The 25,878-nt window shown below is 39.5% G+C and carries 20 protein-coding genes; 10 read left to right on the top strand and 10 right to left on the bottom strand.

Annotation, left to right across the window (positions count from 1 at the left end):
* Position 1 precedes the first annotated feature (1 nt).
* Positions 2 to 3,790 carry a UvrD-helicase domain-containing protein gene (locus tag CQZ96_RS15365; RefSeq protein WP_105713850.1) on the top strand — a complete coding sequence of 1,263 codons (3,789 nt, stop codon included), beginning with the start codon at positions 2 to 4 and terminating at the stop codon, positions 3,788 to 3,790.
* A 96-nt stretch (positions 3,791 to 3,886) separates the two neighbouring features.
* Positions 3,887 to 5,647 (top strand): exodeoxyribonuclease V subunit alpha, encoded by a 1,761-nt coding sequence (recD, locus tag CQZ96_RS15370; RefSeq protein WP_178283383.1) that lies wholly within the window; start codon positions 3,887 to 3,889, stop codon positions 5,645 to 5,647.
* Between the two features lie 634 nt (positions 5,648 to 6,281).
* Here recD and CQZ96_RS15375 read toward each other — a convergent pair.
* Positions 6,282 to 7,580 (bottom strand): serine hydrolase domain-containing protein, encoded by a 1,299-nt coding sequence (locus CQZ96_RS15375; protein ID WP_105713852.1) that lies wholly within the window; start codon positions 7,578 to 7,580, stop codon positions 6,282 to 6,284.
* Positions 7,581 to 7,849: 269 nt separating this feature from the next.
* Here CQZ96_RS15375 and rpsO point away from each other — a divergent pair, with 269 nt between their 5' ends.
* The 3 genes from rpsO to CQZ96_RS15390 all read left to right on the top strand — a co-directional run bounded on the left by rpsO (position 7,850) and on the right by CQZ96_RS15390 (position 11,834).
* Complete coding sequence (rpsO, locus tag CQZ96_RS15380; RefSeq protein ID WP_004725514.1) at positions 7,850 to 8,119, top strand: 30S ribosomal protein S15; 270 nt, start codon at positions 7,850 to 7,852, stop codon at positions 8,117 to 8,119.
* A gap of 255 nt (positions 8,120 to 8,374) precedes the next feature.
* Positions 8,375 to 10,462 carry a polyribonucleotide nucleotidyltransferase gene (gene pnp, locus CQZ96_RS15385; protein ID WP_171066962.1) on the top strand — a complete coding sequence of 696 codons (2,088 nt, stop codon included), beginning with the start codon at positions 8,375 to 8,377 and terminating at the stop codon, positions 10,460 to 10,462.
* Positions 10,463 to 10,610: 148 nt separating this feature from the next.
* Positions 10,611 to 11,834, top strand: coding sequence for a magnesium transporter CorA family protein (locus CQZ96_RS15390; protein WP_004725517.1), 1,224 nt, complete (start codon positions 10,611 to 10,613; stop codon positions 11,832 to 11,834).
* A gap of 7 nt (positions 11,835 to 11,841) precedes the next feature.
* Here CQZ96_RS15390 and CQZ96_RS15395 read toward each other — a convergent pair whose 3' ends face one another.
* The 6 genes from CQZ96_RS15395 to CQZ96_RS15420 all read right to left on the bottom strand — a co-directional run bounded on the left by CQZ96_RS15395 (position 11,842) and on the right by CQZ96_RS15420 (position 19,287).
* Complete coding sequence (locus CQZ96_RS15395; protein WP_004725519.1) at positions 11,842 to 12,111, bottom strand: YdcH family protein; 270 nt, start codon at positions 12,109 to 12,111, stop codon at positions 11,842 to 11,844.
* Positions 12,112 to 12,233: 122 nt separating this feature from the next.
* On the bottom strand, positions 12,234 to 12,572 hold the full coding sequence (locus CQZ96_RS15400; protein ID WP_004725521.1) for a chaperone modulator CbpM: 339 nt from the start codon (positions 12,570 to 12,572) through the stop codon (positions 12,234 to 12,236).
* Between the two features lie 41 nt (positions 12,573 to 12,613).
* Positions 12,614 to 13,582, bottom strand: coding sequence for a DnaJ C-terminal domain-containing protein (locus CQZ96_RS15405; RefSeq protein WP_056517643.1), 969 nt, complete (start codon positions 13,580 to 13,582; stop codon positions 12,614 to 12,616).
* A 347-nt stretch (positions 13,583 to 13,929) separates the two neighbouring features.
* Positions 13,930 to 14,805: an Hsp33 family molecular chaperone HslO gene (locus CQZ96_RS15410; RefSeq protein ID WP_004725526.1), complete on the bottom strand. Its 876-nt coding sequence runs from the start codon at positions 14,803 to 14,805 to the stop codon at positions 13,930 to 13,932.
* Between the two features lie 83 nt (positions 14,806 to 14,888).
* Positions 14,889 to 16,784, bottom strand: coding sequence for a monovalent cation:proton antiporter-2 (CPA2) family protein (locus CQZ96_RS15415; protein WP_105713853.1), 1,896 nt, complete (start codon positions 16,782 to 16,784; stop codon positions 14,889 to 14,891).
* Between the two features lie 277 nt (positions 16,785 to 17,061).
* Positions 17,062 to 19,287 carry a primosomal protein N' gene (locus tag CQZ96_RS15420; RefSeq protein WP_105713854.1) on the bottom strand — a complete coding sequence of 742 codons (2,226 nt, stop codon included), beginning with the start codon at positions 19,285 to 19,287 and terminating at the stop codon, positions 17,062 to 17,064.
* A 168-nt stretch (positions 19,288 to 19,455) separates the two neighbouring features.
* Here CQZ96_RS15420 and gspF point away from each other — a divergent pair, with 168 nt between their 5' ends.
* The 3 genes from gspF to CQZ96_RS15435 all read left to right on the top strand — a co-directional run bounded on the left by gspF (position 19,456) and on the right by CQZ96_RS15435 (position 21,743).
* Positions 19,456 to 20,661, top strand: coding sequence for a type II secretion system inner membrane protein GspF (gene gspF / locus CQZ96_RS15425; protein WP_004725548.1), 1,206 nt, complete (start codon positions 19,456 to 19,458; stop codon positions 20,659 to 20,661).
* A gap of 39 nt (positions 20,662 to 20,700) precedes the next feature.
* Positions 20,701 to 21,138, top strand: coding sequence for a type II secretion system major pseudopilin GspG (gene gspG / locus CQZ96_RS15430; protein WP_004725550.1), 438 nt, complete (start codon positions 20,701 to 20,703; stop codon positions 21,136 to 21,138).
* Positions 21,139 to 21,407: 269 nt separating this feature from the next.
* Positions 21,408 to 21,743, top strand: a complete 336-nt coding sequence (locus CQZ96_RS15435; RefSeq protein WP_004725552.1) for a hypothetical protein — start codon at positions 21,408 to 21,410, stop codon at positions 21,741 to 21,743.
* A gap of 76 nt (positions 21,744 to 21,819) precedes the next feature.
* Here the strand turns inward: CQZ96_RS15435 and CQZ96_RS15440 are convergent, their stop codons facing one another.
* Positions 21,820 to 22,083: a DUF2798 domain-containing protein gene (locus tag CQZ96_RS15440; protein WP_034617824.1), complete on the bottom strand. Its 264-nt coding sequence runs from the start codon at positions 22,081 to 22,083 to the stop codon at positions 21,820 to 21,822.
* A 349-nt stretch (positions 22,084 to 22,432) separates the two neighbouring features.
* Between CQZ96_RS15440 and CQZ96_RS15445 the strand changes: the two genes are divergently transcribed.
* Positions 22,433 to 22,771 carry a tRNA-binding protein gene (locus CQZ96_RS15445; protein WP_105713855.1) on the top strand — a complete coding sequence of 113 codons (339 nt, stop codon included), beginning with the start codon at positions 22,433 to 22,435 and terminating at the stop codon, positions 22,769 to 22,771.
* A 67-nt stretch (positions 22,772 to 22,838) separates the two neighbouring features.
* On the opposite strand, the gene lnt is transcribed toward CQZ96_RS15445, so the two are convergent.
* A complete protein-coding gene (lnt, locus tag CQZ96_RS15450) occupies positions 22,839 to 24,398 on the bottom strand; it encodes an apolipoprotein N-acyltransferase (protein WP_105713856.1) in 1,560 nt (519 codons plus the stop codon).
* Positions 24,395 to 25,234 (bottom strand): HlyC/CorC family transporter, encoded by an 840-nt coding sequence (locus CQZ96_RS15455; RefSeq protein WP_004816763.1) that lies wholly within the window; start codon positions 25,232 to 25,234, stop codon positions 24,395 to 24,397. Before CQZ96_RS15455 ends, lnt begins: the two co-directional genes overlap by 4 nt.
* A 193-nt stretch (positions 25,235 to 25,427) precedes the next feature.
* Between CQZ96_RS15455 and tusA the strand changes: the two genes are divergently transcribed.
* Complete coding sequence (gene tusA, locus CQZ96_RS15460) at positions 25,428 to 25,685, top strand: sulfurtransferase TusA (protein WP_004725563.1); 258 nt, start codon at positions 25,428 to 25,430, stop codon at positions 25,683 to 25,685.
* Positions 25,686 to 25,878 lie beyond the last annotated feature (193 nt).

Below are 25,878 nucleotides of genomic sequence, written 5' to 3' on the forward strand. Positions count from 1 at the left end.
CATGACTTCCGTAAATTCACAGTTACCAGCAGCACAAAACGGCACAGCCAAAAAAGTTTCGATTCAGCCGATTGAAGATATGCAATTTGCTGGATTGCACTGGATCGAAGCTTCTGCAGGTACAGGCAAAACCTATACGCTCTCAAGCTTGATGGTGCGGATTTTTTTAGAAAAATACTTACCGAGCCAAGTCATTGCGACCACATTTACCCGTAAAGCTGCGGCAGAATTGAAAACACGTATTCGCTTACGATTACAGGAAACATACCGCTATTTTGATTCGTGTCGAGAATTAACCGAAGCGCAAGTCTTGACCAAAGCAGCCCAAGAGTCAGATCCATTATTTTCTAAAGTGTTAAAGATGTTTGCCTCACGGATTGCGTATGCCTGTGAACGCTTGAAATTGGTGATTGATCAGCTGGATGAACTTTTTGTTGGGACTTTAGACAGTTTTAGTCAGAAATTACTGCGTGAGTTTGCTTTTGAAAGTGGCAAAATCGAGCGGGCTGAAATTACTGATGATGCGAAAAGTTATAGCCAGCAATTGATTCATGATGTACTTCGCGCATGGATTCAAAAACAGCCTCAAGATATTGTAGACAGCTTGATGTTTGCGGGCGAGTTACATGGTGTCGATTATTATGCTGCAACGGTGGAACAAAGCTTAAATTTTGCCTCGGCAAATTTTATTGAGCCTAAATTTTCCAATGCAGATGTTCAGCTATTCCAACAGGCGATTGAACAGCTTGCCAAGATTCAACTGGATCAATTGCTGACTTTGCAAAGTTATTATTTATTGGATGGTGAGTTTTATAAATTTGCGAATGGGACAAAATTTAGAAATGATCGATTGAATCGTATTTTTGCCAAGAGCTTGCCGCGAATTATTCAAACCCTACAACAGCATGACTATAAGCATTATCTAAGTTCAAAGCTGAGTGCTGAAAAGTCCGACTTTGCAACCTTGATTAAGGTGATTCGGGAGCAGCAAATTTTTAAAAAAGCGGCACCTGAAAATGTACAATCCGATTTTTATCAACACACGCTTATTCAACAATTACTCAGTATCTATGCGCAGATTGAGATATATGAAAATCAACTGCTTGGAACCAATACATTCTTAAAATACTATTTGGCAAAAGAAGTTAAAACACGTTTACCTCAAGTGTTACAGCAAAAGGGTGAAACCACTTTTGCACAACAAATTCGTACCCTTGCAGAGGCTTTGCAAGGCGAACAAGGTCAGCGTTTTGCGACCTTTGTTCATACGCGTTATCCACTGATTCTGGTCGATGAATTTCAGGATACCAACCAAGATCAAGATGATATGTTGGCACAAATTTGGCGGCATCCCAACCGTGTCAAACAGGGTTGTATGATCATGGTCGGAGACCGTAAACAGGCGATTTATGGTTTCCGTGGTGGGGACATGTTGACCTTTTTAAAAGCGCATCAGGATGTGTTTGGCAAAGCAGGGCATGAATATAATCTGATTTTTAATCATCGCTCAGTCAAGCCTTTGGTTGAAGTGGTTGATGCCTTATTTCAACGCCAAATGGATTTTGGTGAACAGGTCTGGTATACCCCAGTACAAGCAGGTCCTCGTCCGCATCCCGATTTACTGGATCAAGGTCATGTCAATCCACAGCCTTTAAGGTGGATCAAGCTTGAAGATAAAAATCAAGAAGCTGAACAAGTGGCATGGAAAATTCGCGAGCTACTGAATCAGGGTATTCAAGGTAGTTTATATTTTATTGAAAAATCAGTGCATCGTGCAGTAGATGAAAATGATATCGCCATCCTCTCTAAAAACCATGATGGCTTAGATAAAGCACAATCCGCGCTGGAATTTTTAGGGATTCGAACCAGTCGCCCCTCGAAAAAAAGTGTCTTTGAAAGTCAGATAGCAGGTGATGTTGGGGCTGTGCTTGCTGCAATTTTGCATCCTTATAATGAAGCCAAAGTAAAACGGGCTTTGTTAAGCCGCCTGATCGGCTTTGATTTAAAAGCATTGATTGCCTTGGAACAGCATGCTGATGGTTTGAGTGTTTATATTGAACTGTTCGATCAGATTCGTGAGCTGTGGCTCAATCAAGGGTTTTTAACAGCTTGGCAATATCTGCTTAACCAATTTTCTGTCTGGACAAAATTGGTGGAAAAACACAGTCGTGACAATGAACGTGTGGTGGTGAATTTACGTCATTTAACAGAGTTATTGAGTCAGCACAGTGAAGATTATCAAGGTGCACAAAATCTTTATCATTGGTATTTAAAACAACTGACTTCACCGATGGAGAGAGAGTGGGAGATGGAACGGAAACTGTCCAATGAGGCAGGGGTTCAGTTGATGACCATTCACCAATCCAAAGGGCTTGAATTTAAGTTTGTGTTTTTATTGGGCGCTGATAAAGACTTTAAAGAGATCAATAAAACGCTGAATTTCTCGACGGTTGAACAGCTGAATGTACGAACAGGGCAGAATGAACAACAGCGTGTGGTGGCGATCAATGATGCCAATCTACTCGATAAAAAAGACATTGAGCAGCACAATGAGCGCGCTTTAGCAGAACATCACCGGTTGTGGTATGTGGCATTGACCCGTGCCAGTTATCGGGTGTACGCGATGCTGAGTGATGTAAAGGAAAAATCTACAACAGGACTGGCATTTTGGCGTGGTCAGGGCGCAAATACGTTTCAGCATACTGGAACTGCCATGCAAGCGTTATTGACCGAACGCCCACCACGTTTAGAAAAACCCAAGAGCGAAGTCCAATTGCCTTTACTTGCACAAGCCTTTCCTACTCAACGTTTTTATCCGCGGGGTAAAACCAGTTTTAGTGCTTTGGCTCAGCATTTAACTCGGCAACAAATTCAGGATGCTTTGGCCGTTTCTGAACAAAAACAGGATCGAGCAGAAGATGAAATTCAACAACCCATTGTTGAAATCATTACAGATGTCGTTCTTACTCAACCGCTTGCATGGATCAAAGCCAATTTCCCAATGGGTACAATTGCAGGAAATTTCCTGCATGAAATTTTTGAGCATATTGATTTTAAAGATACGCATTATTGGCGTTTGGAAATACGTCGTCGCTTTAAAAATGATTATTCAAGTTTATGGACGGAGTTACTGGAAAAATATCAGCAGGCTTTTCTCAACGACAATTCGAGTGAGGGCGTTTCTCAAACAGAACACGCTGTAGAAGAGACGCTGATTGATTGGATGGCTGAGTGGCTACAGGATGTTTTATCGACTCCGATTCTCAGTCATTTTAAAATGGGGCAACTTGAACCACATGAGCATTTAGCTGAGTTTCCATTTTATCTGGCCCTTTCAGATCGAGTTTTGGCAATTAAACGTATACATCAATTGTTTGATGAGCATGCCATTGCAATGCCTGAGTTTAAAGATGCCAATTCAGCACGTTATTTAAATGGGTCAATTGATTTGGTGTTTTTTGATGGTCAGCAATATCATATCGCCGATTATAAAAGTAATTTTTTGGGTGTAGATCAGCAAAGTTATTCATTTGAAGCTGTTCAGGACAGCATGTCGCATGCCAGTTATTGGCTACAGGCATCTTTGTATTTGGTGGCATTGCATCGTTATTTGAAAATCCAGCTGGAAGATTATCAAATTGATCGTGATCTGGGAGGCGCAACCTATTTGTATTTACGTGGTATGAATGGTCAAAGTGGACAAGGTTACTACTTCTGGCGACCCACGACGGAATTTATTTTAAGACTTGATGCCATATTGGGCTATTTTACTGAGGATAAATCCAGTTGAATCGTGTGAATAGTTGCTTGAACATCTTTGCAAACAATAAGTTATTCTGTGGATAACTCTGTTGAAAACCTTGTAGATAACTCTGAGGATAACCGTGTGGAAAATAAACAGGATTTAGAAAGCCAAGTCCCGCAATGGATTGAGACATGGAGTAAATACATTTTAGCGCAGTATTCCACAGCTTCAGGATTAGATGAACAGACACTTGAATTAGTACAAGAAATTTTATTGGCAACCACACAAGGGGATAGCTGTATCTCCGCTGAGGCGCAAAACACTGCCTTATTAAAGCCATTGATTGTAGAGCCTACTATTGTAGAACATGGTTTAGCTGAAACAGTGGTTGCACCATTTGTGCAACAGCATGGCTTGATTTATCTATATCGTTATTGGCAACTTGAGCGCCGTTTGGCGATACAAGTGACACGGTTAAAACAGCAGAAGATTCAACCTGTTGATGTTGTTGCATTTGATCAGCTTCTCACCGATCCACATCAAAAAGCTGCCTTAACTATGGTGGCAGGCAATGCTTTTAATATTATTACCGGCGGACCAGGTACAGGTAAAACTTATACCTTGGCCAGAATCATTGCAGTATTGCAGCAAACCATTCCTGATATTCGTATTGCAATGGCTGCGCCCACAGGCAAAGCCGCACAGAGAATGGGGGAAGCACTACAAAAATCATTGAGTGATCCAAAACTACACAGTTTTGGACTGAACCAACATCAATTTAATCCCATGACCTTACATCGGTTATTGGGCTTGGGAAATCAGCATATTCCTCGTTTTAATCTGCGACAGCCATTGCCTTATGATGTGATCGTGGTTGATGAAGCATCGATGCTAGATTTAAATTTAGCTACGATGTTATTTGAGGCGATTCCTGAACATTGCCGTTTAATTCTTTTGGGTGATGCCAATCAGTTGGCTTCTGTAGATGTCGGTTCGGTGTTGGCAGATTTACAGAACATACAATCATTACAGCATAATCGGGCCAATCTACAGACCAGTCAACGCTTTAAAGATGGTGCTTTAATTGGAAAAATGGCGCAGTTTATTCAAACGCAGAAAAATCAAAGTATAGACCGTGCAGAATTATTGGCGAATTTTGAGCAAGAGATTGTTGAGGCGAGTGCGCTTAAACCAGTTGAACTCAAAGCAAATATGCAAGATGTAATTCAGCTTGAATATCTGCCTGAAAAGATTTTGCCAGCAGATTTAATGCAGTATTACCAAAAACTCAGTTTAGGTTTTCAAGCTTATTTTCAAAGTTTAAACAGCTATCTGATGGCCGAAGAGCCTCATCATCAAATTGAAGCGGTGACACAAGCATTTGACCTATATCGTATTTTAACGGCTGTTCGGCATGGTGCATTGGGATTGAATAGCTTAAACCATGAAATGGAAAAAGCATTATTTGAATATCTTCCAACATTGGCTCGTTATGGTGATTGGTATGTTGGGCGTCCTGTGATGATGAGCTATAACGATTATCAACTTGGTCTTTCCAATGGAGATATCGGAATTTGTCTAAAACATCGCCAGCATGCTGATCAATTTGAAGTCTATTTCCCCAGTTTAGACAAATGGATTGCTGCAACGCGTTTGCCTAAATCGATGCAAACCGCTTTTGTTTTAACCATTCATAAATCTCAGGGCTCAGAATTCACCCATACCGCCGTAGTTTTGGATGTTGCAGCAACACGTTTGTTGAGCCAAGAGTTGATTTATACCGCCATCACACGGGCCAAATCAGTGGTGGGTTTACTGGTTGATCGACAAGCATTTATCCACGCTTTAGACACTGCCACAACCAGAATGAGTGGATTGGTTAGCATGATTAACACGGCATAGTTATTTTGTAGTTTTTATTGATAATTTATCTCTATGTACGAAATTGCTTACATGAATTCGAGAGATTTGCGCATAGAGCTTCTTGTTACTTTTTGAGATGATGAAGCCATAAAGAACTCAGCAAGGATCGTTGAGTAAAATCGCAAAATAATAACAATTTAAAGTCGTGAGACTGCGAACTTACATGAAAGTAAGTGATAAGAGGAAACTTACAGCCGCTAAGCCTTGTAGTTTTGGGAGAGACTACAGGGCTTTTTTATTGAAATTAAATTCTGAATTTTTTACTTCAAAGAGAATCAAATTATTTAAATTTAGTAGGTTTTTTAAAACGCTACAGCCATTGCCTCTGTGTACGTTATTTCTCACATAATCTTGCGGTAAATGCGACTTCTGTTCAATGTCTGTCACAGGCATAATAAGTCACATAAGGACATAATTAGTCACATGGTTGTGAAATAAGTGTCATGTACAAAAACAAAAACTGCTTAGGGTACAAGCAAATACTATAAATAAGATAAGCACAATAACTAAACAAGAAACTACAGCGCAAAGGAAAAGCCCTAAGAGTAATCTTAGGGCTTTTTCATATTTTATCTGTTGCGTTTAAACCAAAACCGCTGTTTAAACTGACAATTTAAACCAATTCGGTTTCTGTTCGATCTGTGCCAAATAATGCTCGACGTTGTGTTTTAGGGATTTTAGGACACTGGCTAGAAATTTGATAAAGCGTTTGTGCCAGAGCAGGAATATGTGTTCCAACTACAGCTTTGCCTGTATTTAAAATACTGACGCTAATATCACGCTCTGGATCAGCCCAGCAGAGAATATTGGAAAAGCCTAAATGACCAAAAGCTTGGCCCGTCATTGGCCCAAATATACCCACTGGGTTACTGCCGAGCATAGGCCCTAAGGCATAGCGCATTGGTGCAAGCAAGGTTCGGTCGATGTTGGTGGTTGAGGTAGGCAAAGTTGCACGAAATACCGTTTCAGGACTCATGATTTGCTTGCCGTTATATTGACCGCCATTCAATAACATCTCAAAGAAGCGATTGGCTTGTTCAGCACTGGTGTAAATATTGCCCGCAGGGCATACCGTATCCATAAAGCGTGGATCATTGGTCACATCGACAGCAAGCTGTAAGCCGCCACCGAGCACATGGTTTAAATATAAGTCTGTGCCGAGTTTAGGGTGTACACCAGTCGGGTAATTTAAAGCAACTTGATCTCTATATTCTGGTTTTAAGCCATAGTTAAAAAACTGCATATCCATCGGTTTTTCAATCTGTTCATGTAAAAACTGACGAATATCTTGTCCTGTTACCCGTTCAATCAATTCACCTAAAATATAGCCTGCAGTAACAGCGTGATAAGCCAAATGCGTACCAGCAGGTGAAATGGGTTGTGCAGCGTAAAGGTGTTGTAAAATTTGATCTTTGTCAAAAAGCAGTTCTGGGGTGACTTCCATTTCTATCCGTGGAATTCCACCACGGTGGGACAATAAATGGAAAATTGTGGCACGGCGCTTGCCATTTTGTGCATATTCAGGAATGTAATAACTGATTGGATCTAACAGATTGATTGCACCTGTTTCATCTAACATGTGAATCAACATTGCTGTAATTATTTTTGATGCTGAAAATAGGCAAATCGGGGTGTCTGGATTAGCAAGTACCGCATCTGAAGCCAGACCATCAGCAGAATTACCTGACGCATAACCCAGACTACGATTGAGAATAATCTCGCCTTTGCGTCTTAAGCACATGGTGATCAGGGGATGGTTGCCTGTTTGATACAGGTTTTCAATACTTTGCCAAATCTTTTCAATTTGTTGTTGGGTCATCCCTCCCAGTTCTGGAGAAACTTCATTTTTGCGCTGCGTGATACTGCTTAAGTCCTTGGGTACATAGCAGGTATTGGTTGAAAACAATTTCACAATCTTTTTCCATGATTATTTTTATTCCACGGCAGTGTGAACTGAGTTGAGCATGATGTCAGTGTCCCAATTGCCATGCGATTTGTAAAAAAAATGCAATAGTTTTGCAATTAAGCCTTATGGCGTATGGTTGTACGATATTTTTGCAATCTCACCCCACTTCCTTTAAAATAGGCGACTGCTGTAGTGATGCACGGCAGTTAAATTGATTTTGAAGAATCAATTTGATTTGTATCAAATATTTAAATTAAGCATCTCGGAGAAATCGAATGGCTTTAACAAACGCAGATCGCGCAGAGATCGTTGCAAAATTCGCTCGTGCTGAAAATGACACTGGTTCACCTGAAGTACAAGTTGCTTTATTGACTGCTCAAATCAATGATTTGCAAGGTCACTTTAAAGAACACAAACACGACCATCATAGCCGTCGTGGTTTGATCCGTATGGTTAACCAACGTCGTAAGCTTCTTGACTATCTTAAAGGTAAAGATGCTACTCGTTACAGCGATTTGATTGCTGCTTTAGGTTTACGTCGTTAATTCGATTTAAACTTTTATTTTCGGATTATTGCATGCTGAATGCTGTACTGATGAAAACTAAAGTCTATCCAGTATTTATTGGATAAAAGGGAAGGGGCGAATATTCGCTCCTTCTTCGTGTTTAAAATTAGTCTAACTAAAGATTTATTGTCTAGTGAGGTCGGCTTCTAAGCTTTGTCATTTATGCGGTTGATGTGAATGCCAAACCTTAGGGGTCTCCACTAGAATAAAATTAGGAAACAAAAATACATGTCAATGTTTAATGTTATTCGTAAAGAATTTCAATATGGTCAACATCAAGTTGTACTAGAAACAGGTCGTGTTGCTCGTCAAGCAAACACGGTTCTTATTACAATGGGGGGCGTAACAGTACTGGTTGCTGTTGTTGCACAACCTACTGCTAAAGCGGGTCAAGACTTCTTCCCACTTACAGTTAACTATCAAGAAAAACAATATGCTGCGGGTCGTATCCCTGGTGGTTATGGTAAGCGTGAAGGCCGTGCTTCAGAAGCAGAAACTTTAATTTCTCGTTTAATTGACCGTCCAATTCGTCCGTTGTTCCCAGAAGGCTATTACAACGAGATCCAAGTTACTGCGACAGTTGTGTCTTCAGACAAAACTATGGATGCTGACATTGCTGCAATGTTAGGTACTTCGGCTGCACTTGCAATCGCTGGTACACCTTTCCGTGGTCCAATCGGTGGTGCACGTGTTGGTTTGATCAATGGCGAATATGTTCTTAACCCAAATTTAGAACAACTTGCTCAATCTGACCTTGACCTTGTAGTTGCAGGTACAGAATCTGCAGTATTGATGGTTGAATCTGAAGCAAAAGAACTTTCAGAAGACCAAATGTTAGGCGCTGTGCTTTTCGGTCATGACGAAATGCAAATTGCAATCCAAGCGATTAAAGAGTTTGCTGCTGCCGCTGGTGCAACAGAATCAACTTGGACTGCTCCAGTTAAAAACGAAGATCTTCGTACAAAATTAAAAGACGCATTTGAAGCTAAAATCTCTGAAGCGTATACCATTGCTGTTAAGCATGACCGTTATGCTGCTTTAGATGCACTTCAAGCTGAAGCAACTGCTCAATTCGTTCCTGAAAATGACGAAGCTGGCATTGCAGATGACTTAAACGAATTATTCGAAGATCTTAAATACCGTACTGTACGTGACAACATCCTTTCAGGAAAACCACGTATCGATGGTCGTGATACTAAAACTGTTCGTGGATTAGACGTACAAGTGGGTGTGTTAGATCGTGCTCATGGTTCATCATTATTTACACGTGGTGAAACTCAGGCGTTGGTTACAACGACTTTGGGTAATACTCGTGATGCGTTGATGGTTGATACCTTGTCTGGTACAAAAACTGACAACTTCATGTTGCATTACAACTTCCCTGCATATTCTGTAGGTGAAACAGGTCGTGAATCTGGTCCTAAGCGTCGTGAAATTGGTCATGGTCGTTTAGCACGTCGTGGTGTACAAGCCGTTCTTCCACCAGCTGATCGCTTCCCGTATGTGATTCGTATTGTATCTGACATTACTGAATCAAATGGTTCATCTTCAATGGCTTCTGTATGTGGTGCTTCATTATCACTTATGGATGCGGGTGTTCCTCTTAAAGCGCCAGTTGCTGGTATCGCAATGGGTCTAGTAAAAGAAGGCGAGCGTTTTGCTGTTCTTTCTGACATCTTAGGTGATGAAGATCACTTAGGTGATATGGACTTTAAAGTTGCTGGTTCTGCAAATGGTATTACTGCGCTTCAAATGGATATCAAAATCGAAGGTATCACAGAAGAAATTATGGAAGTTGCGTTGAATCAAGCCTATGCAGGTCGTATGCATATTCTTAATGCAATGAACCAAGTGATTTCACGTGCACGTCCTGAAATTTCTATGCATGCGCCAACATTCCAAGTGATCAACATCAATCCTGATAAGATCCGTGATGTGATTGGTAAAGGTGGTGCGACAATCCGTCAAATCACAGAAGAAACAAAAGCAGCGATTGATATCGAAGATAACGGTACTGTACGTGTATTTGGTGAAACGAAAGCGGCTGCTCAAGCTGCGATTGCAAAAATCCAAGCGCTTACTGCTGAAGTTGAACCAGGTAAAATCTATGCTGGTCGCGTGATTCGTATCGTTGAATTTGGTGCGTTTGTAAATATCATGCCAGGTACAGATGGTTTACTTCACATCTCGCAAATTTCAAACGAACGCGTTGCAAACGTGACTGATATCTTGGCTGAAGGTCAAGACGTTAAAGTTCAAGTTGCTGACGTAGACAACCGTGGTCGTATTAAATTAACCATGAAAGATGTAGACCAAGCATAATATTTGCAAGGTTTAAATCCTTTAGGGTTTGATTAAAATTTAATACAGAAAAGACTGCCTTGTGCTTCGCCAAAGTTACAACTTTGGCTTGCTCAGGGCTTTTTTTATGGCATGATGCATAACAATAAAGACCAAAAATATCGTGAATATGCAAAGCTTTTATTTTTTTCAACACACAGATGAACCTTATACCTGTATACAAAAAGAACCTGTTTTTAATGCAGAGCAGCAATTTGTCTGGGTGGATTGTACCCGTGAAGATGTGGTCAATCGTGCTGAGCTATGGCAAAAAGAAATCTATAATGCGACCGAAATTCATCTCAATGAATACCATATTCGAGATATTTTAAATATCGAACATCCATGCGCATTTGATGCAATGGAAGATTATGATTTATTGATTTTTCGTAAATTAATTACCCCAGATGATCAAATCGATAGTGGCGAAGATGCCCTTGAACAGCATGATCGTGTTTTTGGTTTGGCGTCCTCGCCAGTCAGTTTTATTATTACTTCACAAGCTTTAATCACCATTCATGAAAAGGGCAACCATGCCTTTGAAAGTTATCTTGCACGTATTTTCAATATCATGAATAAGAGTTTAGAAGAACAAAATAAACCACGTAAATTACCGACTACGCCTTTAGATTTAGCACTACGCTTGTTGAATAGTATGATTGATGGCTATTTGGATTTACGTAATCCTCTGTCTCGTCGGGTTGAATTCTGGCAACAAGAACTTTTGCAAGGCAATCGCCGCTTTACCAAGTGGCATCAACTGTTTCAGGAAAATCTGGTTTTTCAACAAATTGAAAATTTGTGCGAAGAACAAATAGATTCCCTACAGGAACTTCGAGATGAAATTGTTGAAAACTATGCACATTTAAAAGGTAAAAAGCGCACTGAAAAGCAAGATATTATGTTGGTTCGCGTGGATGATCTGGTTAGCCATGTTGAGCGTATTCAAAAATATACGGTACGCTTAAGTACGGCGATTCAAACTGCAATAGATTTACATTTTTCTGCCATCGCCAATCAAACCAATGAGAATATGCGAATTCTTGCGATTATTACTGCAGTGTTTGCGCCATTGACCTTATTAACAGGGGTATATGGAATGAATTTTGAGTTCATTCCAGGTCTACGTAGCCCGATAGGTTTCTGGGTGATGCTGGGTGTGATGTTGGGCTGTACGATTGGGCTGTTAATCTATTTTTACCGCCGTCATTTGGTTGGACGTGGTGAAAGAAGTGTGATTGATATGTTGGCACAACAACATAAAAATCAGCACGTCAATTTACTTTGGTTTTTAGATTATGAACCGATCAAACAAACCATGAAAGAAGTCGAAAAAATCACAAAACTGAAATAATTAAGCATTATTCTAGTTGAGGATTTATCTGAGCTGTCTTTTGTAAAATTAAGTAGAGTTGATCTTTTAATCTTAATTTTTTCCGCTTGAGCTGCTCAATATTTTCATGAATATGATTGAGTGGATCAAGCTCAAGGTGACTGATTTCACGATCAAGTTCATCGTGGTCAATCAAAAGTTTAGCAAAATGCGGATCTTCTTGTTTTAAACTACACATGAGATCGCGGTGTTCTGGGAACATGTGTTTCAACTTTTTATTCATTACTTTCGAATTCATCAGAGCTCATTAACCTCTTTGTCAGAAAATTCTAAACGAAAAAACAAAAACGGAGAGACAAGTTCTCCATCATGACAGGTTAAATATTAACCTGTCACTAGGCATTAACATTTTGAAATGAATTAATGAGTATGAAGGTGAAGATGTTTGACTTGTTTACGCAATTGTTGAACTTCATCAAGTAAATCCATCATCATTGCAACGGCAGATAAACTGGCTTCAAAGTCACGTTGTAAACGATAAGCACGACGTGCGCGTGAGATGTCTTCTCCAAAAAATTGATGAATACGGTCTTCAGGACGTGCAGGTAAAATTTCATATTCAAGCAATTGCAAAATCCAATCCGGACTTTGACCGCATGCCTCAGCAAAGTGCTTGAGATCTAGATTTAGGTTTTCATCCACGATTTCTGCATCATGGAAACCGTCATAGACAATTTCACGATATTGAATAGTTGTCATGATTGCTCTCCTTTAGCAAGGCTATGTTGGTATCTATAAAATTATGAACGGGGATTAAAGTCAGTAAAAGCATCAGCAAATTGTTGATAGGCTTTTTGCTGTGTTTCGCTGGTTGCTTTGGGATAAACAATATTGATCACCAAATAAAGATGACCTGGGGTTTTATGCGGTATCCCTTTGTCTTTTAAACGGAGTTGCTGATTGGGTTTGGCATTTTGTGGCACAGTAACTTTTACTTTACCTGCTGGGGTATCAATTTCAATACTTTGACCAAGTGCTGCTTCCCAAGGTGTGACATCAACGGTGTAATAGACATCAGCACCTTCAACACGGATACGGTCAGTGTCTTGGTATTGGATCTCAATATAAAGATCGCCATTTTCACCACCGTTAATTCCAGCTTGTCCTTGTTTTGCAAGACGGATTTGCTGACCTTCTTTCATGCCTTTGGGGATTTTAACTTGGAGGGTTTTCCGTTGTACCTCGGGTTCACCATAGGCATTATAGGTTGGGATTTGTAAGGTGATACTCTGAGTCGCGCCTTCATAACCAATGCTTACAGGAATTTCAATACTGGCATGTTGATCTTCACCCTTATAGCTGCGCTGTTGCTGAGAGCCGCGTTGCCCAAAATCTTGTTGATGTCCACCGCCAAAACCGCCACCGAAACGTCCAAATAGATCTTCAAAACCACTAAAATCTTGTCCACCACTGCTACTGTATGAACGATGGAATTGGCTACCATCAAAACCACTTTGTCCTGTAGATTGCCCTCCAAACCCACCTGTATTGGCATAAGGATTGTCGAGTTCAAAATCGTATTGCTTTTTCTTTTCTTCATTACTTAAGGTGTCGTAGGCGACATTGATGGTCTGCATTTTTGCTTCAGCATCGGCTTCTTTACTCACGTCAGGATGATATTTACGTGCGAGTTTTCGATAAGCTTTCTTAATTTCGTCTGGTGTCGCATTTCTAGAAACACCTAAATCTTCATAATAATTTTTTGCCATACTTAAGGTCATTATTTTGTTTAACTTTATTCTAGTTTTATGCCTTTTTGGCTGCAGATGGAAGAGCAACTTAGTGTGGTTATTGTTTCAAAACTTATCTAGCACAAAAGCCCACTTATTGCTGATAAAGGTGGTGTTTCATGTTCTATGGGCTTTGTGTGTTCGGGTTGGTGCTTTGGATAAGTAAATGACGATTCTAAATAGCTATTCAACCTTTTAATTTATAAAACTTGCTGATTATGCTTTGAATTTTAATTGGAAAAAAAGAGCAAACTGAATTTGCTCTTTTCTTGGTAAAAATCGATAGTTAAATTTCTGCAAACTTAAACCATTCAGATCTTAATAGATTAACTCAAATGCTCACCAAACAGATTCAAAGCTTCTTTTGCAGTGAACTGATATTTTTTATTGCAAAATTGGCAATCCATTTCAATTGGATTTTGAATTTCTAGGGTTTCTTTGACCGCATCTAGACCAATCTGGATCAATGCATTTTTGCATTTATCGCGTGAACAGGTGCAATTGAATTGAAGCTGTTCAACGTCTGGCAGACGAACTTCTTCTTCATTGTATAAACGGTAAAGAATTTCTTGTGCGGTTAAATCCGTCAATTCTTCAGGCTTTAAGGTCTGCGTCAACATAATCAAACGTGGCCATAAATCTTCATCTACACGTTGTTGTTCTTCTTCATTATTACGAGGTAATAACTGAATCAGTAATCCGCCTGCATTGTGATGGGTGCTTGCCAAGACAATACGTGTTGGAATTTGTGCAGAAAGGTCATAATACTGCATTAAACAAGCCGCAAGCGTTGGTTGATCAAGTGGCACAATCCCTTGATAACGCTCACCAAATTCAGGTTCAATATTGATAAATAAAACAGGTTGTTGCAACGTGCTGAGCACAGTACTGCTGTCTTCACTCAACATAAAATGCGGATCTTCTTCATAGTCTGCAAGTGCACGTACATCACCTAAATGGTTGCATTCAGCCATCGCCCATTTGAATGTACCTTGTGCTTGAATTTGTAAGCTAATACGTCCTTTAATTTTTAATGTGCTTGCAAGTAATGCTGTTGCACTCAACATTTCACCCAATAAAATGCGCACAGCAGGCGCATAATTACGCTGCGATAGAATCGTTTGTAGTGCTGTATCTAAATGTACAATTTCACCACGTACAGGGCTATCTTCAATATAAAAACGTTGACGTAAATCAGACATAAAATTCTCCAAATCCCTGTTTAGATGGTGGCGATATTATAAATCACAAGTTTATTTCACCTGAAAAACGGTGCATCTTAAAGTTAATTTTCGTCATCACGCATAATATTAATACGATCATGCTTGGCATGTGTGGTTTGAGCTTTTGCTGTGGGTCTTTCTAAGCCTGATTCATCCAAATCTGGAACATCTTTGTATTGTTCAGGATTGTGGTTTTCAACTTGCGCATCGCTTTCAAACAGGTGCTCAAGCTCCGAAATAAAGTCCCGATAGCTTTCAAAAAGCTTTTGCTCATCGGTATAAATACGCTGTTGACGTGTTAACAGTTCTTCATCGTAGTTTCTAAATAGCTCAACACTATCATAAGCCTCTTGTTTACTCATGCCCAGTTCACACAATGCTCGATAACCCATACCCAAGGACGTTAAATAGGTTTCACGCCAAATATGTTTAACTCCGACATCACGCAGGAGGTGCATGTGATAACGATCTCGTGCTCGAACCAATAAGGTAAGGTTTGGATAATTGAGCAAAATATGTCGCGCAACATTCATTGAATCTTCAACATTATCAATTGCCAATACAAAAACCTTGGCCTGCTCAATTCCGGCTGCACGGAGTAAATCGGGTTGAGTCACATCGCCATAATACAAAGTACCACCATAGCGTCGAACAAAATCAATTTTTTGTAAATTATTATCAATGGCGGTAAAGGTAAAATGACGGATACGCGCCAAACGAGCAACAATTTGCCCTACACGACCAAAACCAGCGACAATAAGAGCAGGGTGTTCGTTGGGAATCTCATCATATTTGGGTGCACTGTCTCTATTGATTAAGGGCAATACTTGCGTACTTACCAACCAAAAGAAGATGGGGGTCAGTACCATGGATAAGGTCACAATTAAGGTGATGGGCTCCATGATTGCTTCAGCCAGTACTTTTTCGCTTTTTGCCACGTTTAATACCACAAAGGCAAATTCACCCCCTTGGGCTAAACAGGTTGCGACCATTAAACTATTGGTCCAACTCATTTTTTTATAACGTGCAATGGCTGCCATCACGATCATTTTGATCAGAATTAAACTGACTGCGCCACCAATAATCAGTAATGGCATATCTGCAATTAACGAGATTTGTGTGGTCATTCCCACCGTCATAAAAAATAAACCGAGCAATAAACCTTTAAAGGGCGCAATACTGGCTTCAAGCTCATGACGGAATTCAGAGTCAGCCAGAAGCACACCTGTTAAAAAAGCGCCTAAGGTTGTGCTGATCCCGAGTGTATCCATCAACAACACCACACCCAGCACGATAAATAGGCCAACGGCTGTGATCAGTTCTGTTGCACCACTTTTTGCCACAAAGCGGAAAAAAGGTCGCATCACATAACGACTAAATAGAAATAAACCTGTGAACGTGGCGATAATCGCAGCAAAGTAAGCAACACCATGATGACTTGATTCGCTACCCGCTAAGAGAGGGATGATGGCGAGTAGGGGGATTGCAGCAATATCCTGAAAAAGTAAAATCGAAAAGGATTGCTGACCATGAGTGGTATTGAGTTGTTGTTTTTCTTCCAAAAGCTGTAAAACAAAGGCGGTTGAAGAAAGTGCTAAGGCAAAACCAATCACAAAACTTGCGGGGAGTGATTGTTGAAAGATTAAATAGATGGTTCCCATCAGCACCAAACCAGTAACCCCGACCTGTAAACTTCCCATCACAAAAATGGATTGGCGCATTTCCCATAAACGCTGTGGGCGAAGTTCTAAACCAATCAGGAACATCAGTAAAATCACCCCAAATTCTGCAAGGTGCATGATTTCCTCTGGATCATTGGCGATGTTAAACGCGCTTGGACCTAGAAGTATTCCTGTAAATAAGTAACCCAGTACGGTGGCAATACCGAGTTTTTTCCCTAGAGGAACCAGAATTAATGCTGCACCAAGGAAGATGGTGATTTGGAGTAACAGTGACATTCACTTGCCTTAAGTTTTTTTCTTTCTTTAGAAATTGTAGCGTGATTTTGTGATTGACTTGGAGATATTTATTGAGAAATTGTCTTTTTACCCAATAAAAATTTAAAAATGATTAGCGAGGTAAGGGGGTGGTTCTATAGGCTCACTTAACGATGACATGCTTATCGCCATGTAGTAGCTACATTGTGCATAGCTAAACGATGCAAAATGCAGAAGCGGTTTAAGTGAGACTCGGTTCATTCTCTCGATTTGTATAGCAATAAGCTAAATTAAGACTTTAACTCAACTCTTGCGGATCAACATCTATGGTGACTTTCATCGTAGAGGGTTTGCTATGTAACAGCTGTTGCCACCATTGACGAATATAAAAATGCATTTTTGCCCGATCTTGAGAAAGCAAAACCACATGGGCTTGGTAACGACCTGCTTTACGCTCCATCGGAGCTGGAATCGGTCCCCAAATATCAATTAAATTCTCTTCAGCAGTTTGTCTAAGGAGCTGCGTCATTTCAGTCAAAAACTTTAAATTTTCTTCCTGATGCTTTGAATCACAACGGATCAAAGCTGTATAACGAAAGGGTGGAAGTAGTGCGGCTTGGCGATCTTTTAAGGTTTGTTTGGCAAAGGTCCGATAGTCATTATGAATCAAGGTGTTTAATAACGGATGATCCGGTCTTAGGGTTTGTAAATAGACTTCACCCTTCATTTCACCACGACCCGCACGACCTGCAACTTGAATAATTAATTGCGCAGTACGTTCTGTGGCACGGAAATCCACACTCAACAAACCTGCATCAATATCCAAAATTGCCACTAAGGTGACATAAGGAAAGTGATGTCCTTTTGCCAGCATTTGAGTGCCAAGTAAAATGGTCGGTTCACTTTTTTGGATTTGATCATAAATCTTTTGCCAACTACCAACCCGACTGGTTGAGTCACGATCTACGCGCAAGACGGGGAAGTGAGGGAACAGCTCATTCAAGGTTTCTTCAACTTTGGCAGTTCCCATGCCAATTGGCTTTAATTGTTGTTGATTGCATTGAGGGCAAGCATCAGGCATACGATTAATCGTGCCACAATGGTGACAATGTAAATGCTGATAAGGCTTTAAATGCAGGGTAAAGTGAGCATCGCAGTTGGGGCAATTGGCCTGCCAACCACAGCTTTCACAGATAAGCACAGGGGCATAACCGCGGCGATTTAAAAAAATCAGAACTTGTTCTTTTTTCTCTAAACGTTTTTTGATTTCAGCAATCAAAACATCACTTAAGCCATGCTGTTTTTTTGCCACTTTTAAATCAATCAAATGCATTTTCGGCATGATTGCGGCACCAGCACGTTGATTTAACTCAATCCGTGTCAGCTTTTCTTGGCGAGCAAGATAATAACTGTCGATGCTTGGTGTGGCCGAACCTAAAATAATCGGGCAATTTTCTAAATGTGCACGATACATGGCCACATCGCGAGCATGATAGCGGAAGCCTTCTTGCTGTTTAAACGAAAGATCATGCTCTTCATCTAAAATAATCAAACCCAAATGCGGCAAAGGCGTATAAATTGCAGAACGTGTACCTAAAATAATAGAGGCTTTGCCCGTTTGCGCATGCTGCCATGCTTGTAAACGTTTAGTGTCATTTAACCCTGAATGTAGTAAGGCAATATTGCAATGAAAACGTGATTGGAAACGGCTGATGGTTTGTGGGGTTAAGCCAATTTCAGGCACTAAAACCAGAACTTGTTTGCCTTGTTTAAGTACTTCATGCATCACTTGCAAATAAACTTCGGTTTTACCACTCCCAGTTAAACCATCCAGTAGAAACGCTTGATATTTTTTTTGCGCTTTTAAAATCGCTTGAATGGCTTTCTTCTGATCGTCATTTGGCGTGAGTGGCATCTGTGCCAATTGCACAGGTTCTGGCGTGACATTTTGTGGTTCTAAATCACAATGAACAATGTCTTTTTTCTCAAGGACTTTGAGTGTGGCTGTTTCAACACCACTTAAATTAAGAATGTTTTCCTGTGTCCCTTTCGGGTGTAGCTTTAAAATTTTATAGGCTTCTTGTTGTTTTTCAGAACGCTTAACTTTGTCTTCGGCATGTAAGTCTAAAAGTTTCCAGATACGTGCCAATAAATTATAAGGTTTACCTTGGCGTAATAAGGTAGGTAACGCCGTTTGAATCACTTCACCGATAGGAAATTGATAATATTGTGATGACCATGTCAATAAACTTAAAACTTTACTGTCTAGAATGGCCTGTTCATCTAACAGTTCAGTAATGGCTTTGAGTTTAAAATGAGAATCCACAGGTTCATCAATCGGTACTTTCTTGACAATAACACCAATCAGATTTTGTCTGCCAAAAGACACTGCAACACGCGCACCGACTTCAGCTTGCGCATATTGTTCAGCGGTGACTTGGTAATCAAAGCAGTCATTCAAATAGACTGGAACAGCAACTTGAATACGATAAATCGTCTGTGGCGTAGCAAGGGTATTCGACATTTTTAATTTAGTGACTCATTAATTTAGTGAGGCTGTGATGAAATTGTTTCATGTCCAGATTCGGCTTGTGTTAGAGTGTAACAGTCATCTATAAACATGAATATGAATGATTTATAGGGTATGACGCAACAGCGTAATCAAAAAATTTTGGAAAACTAGAGCATAATAATGCCAGCATATCAATTTACTGCAATTGATGCTTCAGGAAAGCAGCAAAAAGGCGTGTTAGAGGGAGATTCAGCACGCCAGATTCGACAACAACTACGGGACAAGGAATTGATTCCTGTCACAGTGGATGCTGTTGAACAAAAAGATAAAAATAAAAGTTCAGGATTTTTTCAACGTAAATTCTCGGCTTATGATCTGGCCTTAATGACACGTCAACTTTCTGTTTTGGTCGCTGCTGCGATTCCTTTAGAGGAAGCATTACGAGCAGTTGCCAAACAAAGTGAAAAAGTGCATGTACAAAATCTTTTACTTTCGGCACGTTCAAAAGTGCTTGAAGGGCACTCTTTGGCTCAAGCGATGCAACAAACAGGACGCTTTCCAGATTTGTATATTGCGACTGTTGCTGCGGGTGAACGTTCAGGACATTTAGATTTAATTTTAGATCAATTATCTGATTACACCGAAAACCGCTTTGCCATGCAAAAGAAAATTCAAGGTGCGATGATCTATCCAATCATCTTGATGTTTATGTCTTTTGCGATTGTGATGGGGTTAATGACGTATGTTGTTCCAGACATTGTTAAAACCTTTGACCAAAGTAAGCAAGCCTTGCCATGGATCACTGTGGCGTTAATGAAAGCCAGTGAGATTATTCGGCAGGCTTGGCCCTTTATGCTGGTGTTTAGTGTGGTTGGGATCTTTTTATTAATTCGATTCCTGCGAACTTCTGCGGGGCACTATGCTTTTGATCGTTTAACACTCAGATTGCCATTATTTGGTAAATTATCTCGTGGTATAAATGCAGCGCGTTTTGCCAGTACCTTATCTATTCTTACCCAATCAGGCGTGCCATTGGTTGATGCTTTAAAAATTGGAGCAGCGGTGAGTAGCAATTGGGTGATACGAGATGCTGTTAATATTGCAGCAGAGAAAGTCACAGAAGGTGGAAATCTTGCAACACAATTGGAGCGTTGTGGTTATTTCCCACCGATGATGGTACAAATGATTAAAAGCGGTGAAGCTTCGGGTGAGTTAGATCGAATGTTAAGCCGTGCATCAGATATGCAGGATCGAGAAGTATCCTCATTTATTTCAACATTATTGGCTTTACTGGAACCCTTAATGTTGGTGTTTATGGCTGGTATTGTTTTGGTTATTGTGATTGCAGTCATGTTGCCAATCGTCAATATGAACAATATGATTTAAGCCAATTATTTTTATAAAGAATATATAGAGAGTAAGCAGATGCAACGAAAGATGAATAGGACTCGTCAGTCAGGTTTTACCTTAATTGAAGTGATGGTTGTGATTGTTATTTTAGGCGTACTTGCAGCATTGATCGTACCCAATGTGATGGGACGTGGTGAAAAAGCCAAAGTTGACACCACTAAAATTGCATTAAAAGGTGTAGCGGGTGCTTTAGACCAGTATAAACTGGACAATGGGCGTTATCCGACAAGCCAAGAAGGTGGTTTAGACGCGCTTGTAAATCAACCTGCAACGGCTAAAAACTGGTTACCTGGTGGTTATGTTAAAGGTGGTTATCCGAAAGACAGTTGGGAAAATGATATTCAATATGTGATCCCTGGTTCTGAAGGTCGTAAATTTGATTTATATTCGTTTGGTGCCGATGGTAAACAAGGTGGTGAAGGAAATGATGCAGATATTTATTACCAACCTTAATTGAAGATTATTTATGGGATTAATCACTTCATTTAATCGAGTTAATAAATCTTGAGTGAAGTGATAATCTTTCTTGTTTGCTAAAGTGTATTTAATTTATTGAAATATAACAGCTATTTAAAATAACGATGTTTGAGAGTTATAATAAGAATTATTCCCATATTTAATAGTTACAAGAAAGTTAAATTGTGTATAAAAATAGACTTTTTATTTAATTAAAAGCTTGCATAATAGTTCTCAGGGCAATCTGAATTGCTTAGGAGGATGAGATGAAAGCATTATTATTACCAGATGAAATCAGCCAATTTCATTGGACTATGCTCAAATCTGTTCTTTTAATTTTGAGCCTATTACCGATTAGCCAGTTTTTTCTCAATATTTGGCAAGTTGCCGATGCCAATAGCCAGATCATGATTGGTTTTATGGCGATTAGCGTATTTAGTGCATTATCTATTATTAGTTTTTATAATGCCTTAAATTTGACAGTATTTCAGTTAAAAACTGAATTCTCATCATTATTAGAACAATATTTAGTACGTTCATATCGTTATGTGCCAATGTTATTTTTAGCTGCAATGATGTCTTATTTGGTGACTCAACTTTAGTTGAAATATCATGGAAAACCGAGGGTATAATCCTCGGTTTTTTTGCACTACAATTTAATGATTCAGGTTTATTCAACTAAGTCGGCTGAACCAGGCTCATGGTGATTTTGCGCACAATAGGTAAGATAAACAGTAACACTGGAAAGGCAATCAGCCAAGAAATCCCCCAAGCTGAAAGCCATGTGTATAGCGAAAAATTCTCAAAACCCATGCTTCTGAATGTACTGATACATGAAACAATAAATGTCATGATAATAGACAGTAACAAAGGTAAAACAATCGCTGCATAGCGATGTGGAATCTTTTTAAAATTAAAATAAGATGATTTAGAATTTTGCATTTTTTACTCCGTAAACCAACAAACGCCAGTGCCGAACCAAAATATTAAAATCTTGATTTAAATAGCCCCAAGCCTTGTTGGAGATATGTTGGCACGTTGATTGACGTAAACGTTTACGACTTTATGATCAGCGAAAATAATTTAGCATAAACTTGAAAAAAATATAATAAAAAATGCGCCGAAAATATTTTCAATTTCGTTTTGATAGGGCTTGGATTGAGTCTGGATTGAACATGATTGTCTTTTTAACAGGATCATTTGTCTGTTTTGTATAAGGTTGATCGCTTTAAATTTATCTAAAATGATTTTATCTCTTGAGATGAATTGATAAAAATACGAGGACTCAGCAATGCAACAAATAGAATGGAATGATTTTCTTAAAGTAGAGTTACGGGTAGGAAAAATTATTCAAGCCGAAGTGTTTGAGAAAGCGCGAAATCCTGCTTATATTTTGCATGTTGATTTTGGTGAAGTGCTTGGTGTAAAGAAATCGAGTGCGCAAATTACCAACCTGTATCAACCTGAAGATTTAATTGGGAAGCTTGTGGTTGCTGTTGTGAACTTTCCAAAAAAACAAATTGGACCGATTCAATCAGAGTGTTTAGTGACGGGTTTCCATAATCAAGATGGGCATGTGACGTTGTGTGTGCCTGATGCAAATGTGCCATTGGGCACAAAGTTACTTTAATGATTGAATCAAGCGCTTTGTTGAAGCTAACCTCATCTCCTTAAACCAGAGATGAGGGATTCAAGCATTAACGTCTAGATTTAAAGCTAATATCGACTGCTTTCGGTCGATAGATCCAGCCTAAAATTAATAATAAGAGGGATAGCAATAAAATAGGGTAATCGCTAAAGCGGGTGTACCAAGTTTCACCTTGCATGGCTGGTAAATCACCACGAAGCACAGCTTTTTGATCTACAGGGGCTTGTTTTACAATATGCCCATTGTGGTCAATAAATGCTGTTACGCCTGTATTGGTTGCACGAATAAACCAACGTCCATTTTCCTTGGCACGCATTTGCACCATTTGAAGATGTTGTAATGGGCCTGCTGTACCGGTGAACCAAGCATCATTAGAAACAGTCACTAAAAAGTCACTATTAATCGCATTTCGTCGAGTGAGATTCGGATAGGCCACTTCATAACAAATGGCTGCAGCTAAATCATGTCCTTTAATATTAAAAGGTTTCTGATTGGATGCACCTTGGGAAAATCCACTCATGGATGGATCATTTTGTAGCGCAGGTAACACCCAAGCCAATAATCCTGAAAGTGGAATATATTCACCAAAAGGCACCAGACGTTGTTTTTTATATAAGCCTGAAGAATCCGCGCCAGAAGCCATCATACTGTTGTAGTACATTGGATAGCCATTTTTCTGCGATTCTTTTAAGTCCCAATAAGGAATACCCGTTACCCATGCTGTGCCTGAACTTTTGGCTTGTTGATCCATCATATCCAAGAATTGTTGAATATCTGTTTGGAACAGTGGAATCGAGGATTCTGGCCAAATAATCAGATCACGCCCCCATTCAGTACGGCTTAAATTGACGTAAATTTCTAAGGTTTTAACCTGATATTCAGTCAACCATTTTAAATCTTGCGGAATATTGCCTTGAATCAAAGAAACGGAGAGCGGCTTTTCTGCTTTCGGTTGTACGAAAGTGATAAACGATGCGCCCCATGCGCCAAGGATTAAAATGATTGCAGGAAAGATCCAAAAGACTTTTCTATTTAAAATTTCAACCAATGCACAAGCAAGGATAATCACAACAAAAGATACTGCAAACACACCAAAAAGTGGAGCATAGCCATCTAAGAGTCGTTCAGTGAATGCGTAACCTGCAAATAACCATGGAAAACCAGTAAAGACCCAAGTCTTCGACCATTCAAAAATAACCCACAAAGGAGCGAAAGTTAATGGCGTTTCAGGAAAGAATCTACGATATACCCAAGTCTGAATCGCGGTAAAAAGCCCCATGACAATGGCCATGATGGCGATCATCAAGACACTTAATACAGCATTGGTATCTCCATACACATGAATCGATGTATAGAGCCAGAATGCGCCAACAAACCATAGGCCAAAACCATAGCTTAAGCCAATCGCAAATGCTTGGCGTGGTGTACGGCTTTTTAAGCAAGCATACAGCAGCGCAGGCGATAAAATTGCCAACCACCACCAATAATAAGGCGCCAGTGCTAAACTGAACACTGCGCCTGACATTAACGAAATCAATAATGGGAAAATGAAGGGCAGCTGTTTTTGTTGTTGTGATGAATTTAACAGCTTGTCAAAGTATGCTCTCATTTATGTACAGCTCGAATCAGATGAATAGTGCGTGCATCTGCTTCAATAATTGTAAATTCCCAATCTTCAAGCTCAACCACTTGGCCTTGAAGATCACTCACTAGACCAATTTCTTGAAGCAGTAATCCGCCCATAGTCTCTACTTCATCGTCAGGAAATTCAGCATCTAAAACATTGTTAAAATGTTCGATTGGTGTAAGTGCTTGCACAATCCATGTATTGGCTGTGGTATGGGTTGTATCTGGAATGATAAATTGCGCTTCTTCGTCAACGTTATCATGCTCATCTTCAATTTCGCCGACAATCTCTTCCAGAATATCTTCTAAAGTGACCAGACCTGCTGTTGAACCATATTCATCAATTACAATGGCAATATGGGTTTGAGTGTTTTTTAACATTCTCAAAACTTGGTCGGATCGTGCACTTTCTGGGACAAATAATGGCTGACGCATTAACGCATGCACATCGACAACAGATGAGCGATCAGTTAAAAAGGGTAAAAGATCTTTAGCAAGTAAAATACCCACCACGTTTTCAGGCTGATCAGAAGAGAAAACAGGGAAACGTGAATGTGCGGATTCAATAAGAATATCTAAAATATCAAGAAGTTGATCATCTTCTTGCAAACTGACCATCGCTGTGCGCGGAGTCATGACTTCACGGATTTTTGTTGCAGGAAGGTCTAATACGCCTTCTAACATTGCAACAGTATCGGGTTCTAAAAAACGACGTGAATCTTGTACTAATTTTAGCAGTTCATCCCGGGTTTCTGGCGCTGTTCCTAACCATTTGCGTAAGCCACGCATTCCCCACGATGGGCCTGATTCCTCGTGCATGATCTTTCCTAAAGACGCTTAATATCTAGTAAATGTTTTTTTATCATACCGAAGAAAACACAGATGTCTATCTATTAAATAAGGTAAATAGATGAATGTATGTGTCATATTATAGATATATTGCAAGCCTTATTCATTATTTGAGTTTGTGTTAAAATTATTGATTGATTTCGCTTCTTTTTGAGAATAGATAATGTCTGAACCGATGCCTACAGCAAGCATTCAATTAAACACGCGTGGACTACGTTGTCCTGAGCCTGTAATGATGTTGCATCAAGCAATTCGTAAATCTAAATCAGGTGATGTCGTTGAAGTATTTGCAACTGATAATTCAACCTCTTGGGACATTCCTAAATTTTGTATGCATCTCGGTCATGAGTTGATTTTACAAGAAGAAGTACTAGATGATGCTGGAAATAAGGAATTTCATTATTTAGTGAAGAAAGGTTAAAAGATCATGATGGGTGGAAATCAGTCTATGTTATATGTAATGATTTCCCTTTTATTGATTTAAGAATATTGAAATTTATTTAGTCTGTTTTTAATGGCTAATAAATTTATGTTATATGTAATTTATTGAATTTTAATAATTATATTATGGATATTAAATCATTTTACAAAATTAAAAATGACAGAATTTTGAC

This window comes from Acinetobacter sp. MYb10 (assembly GCF_002980175.2).
GTDB lineage: Bacteria > Pseudomonadota > Gammaproteobacteria > Pseudomonadales > Moraxellaceae > Acinetobacter > Acinetobacter guillouiae.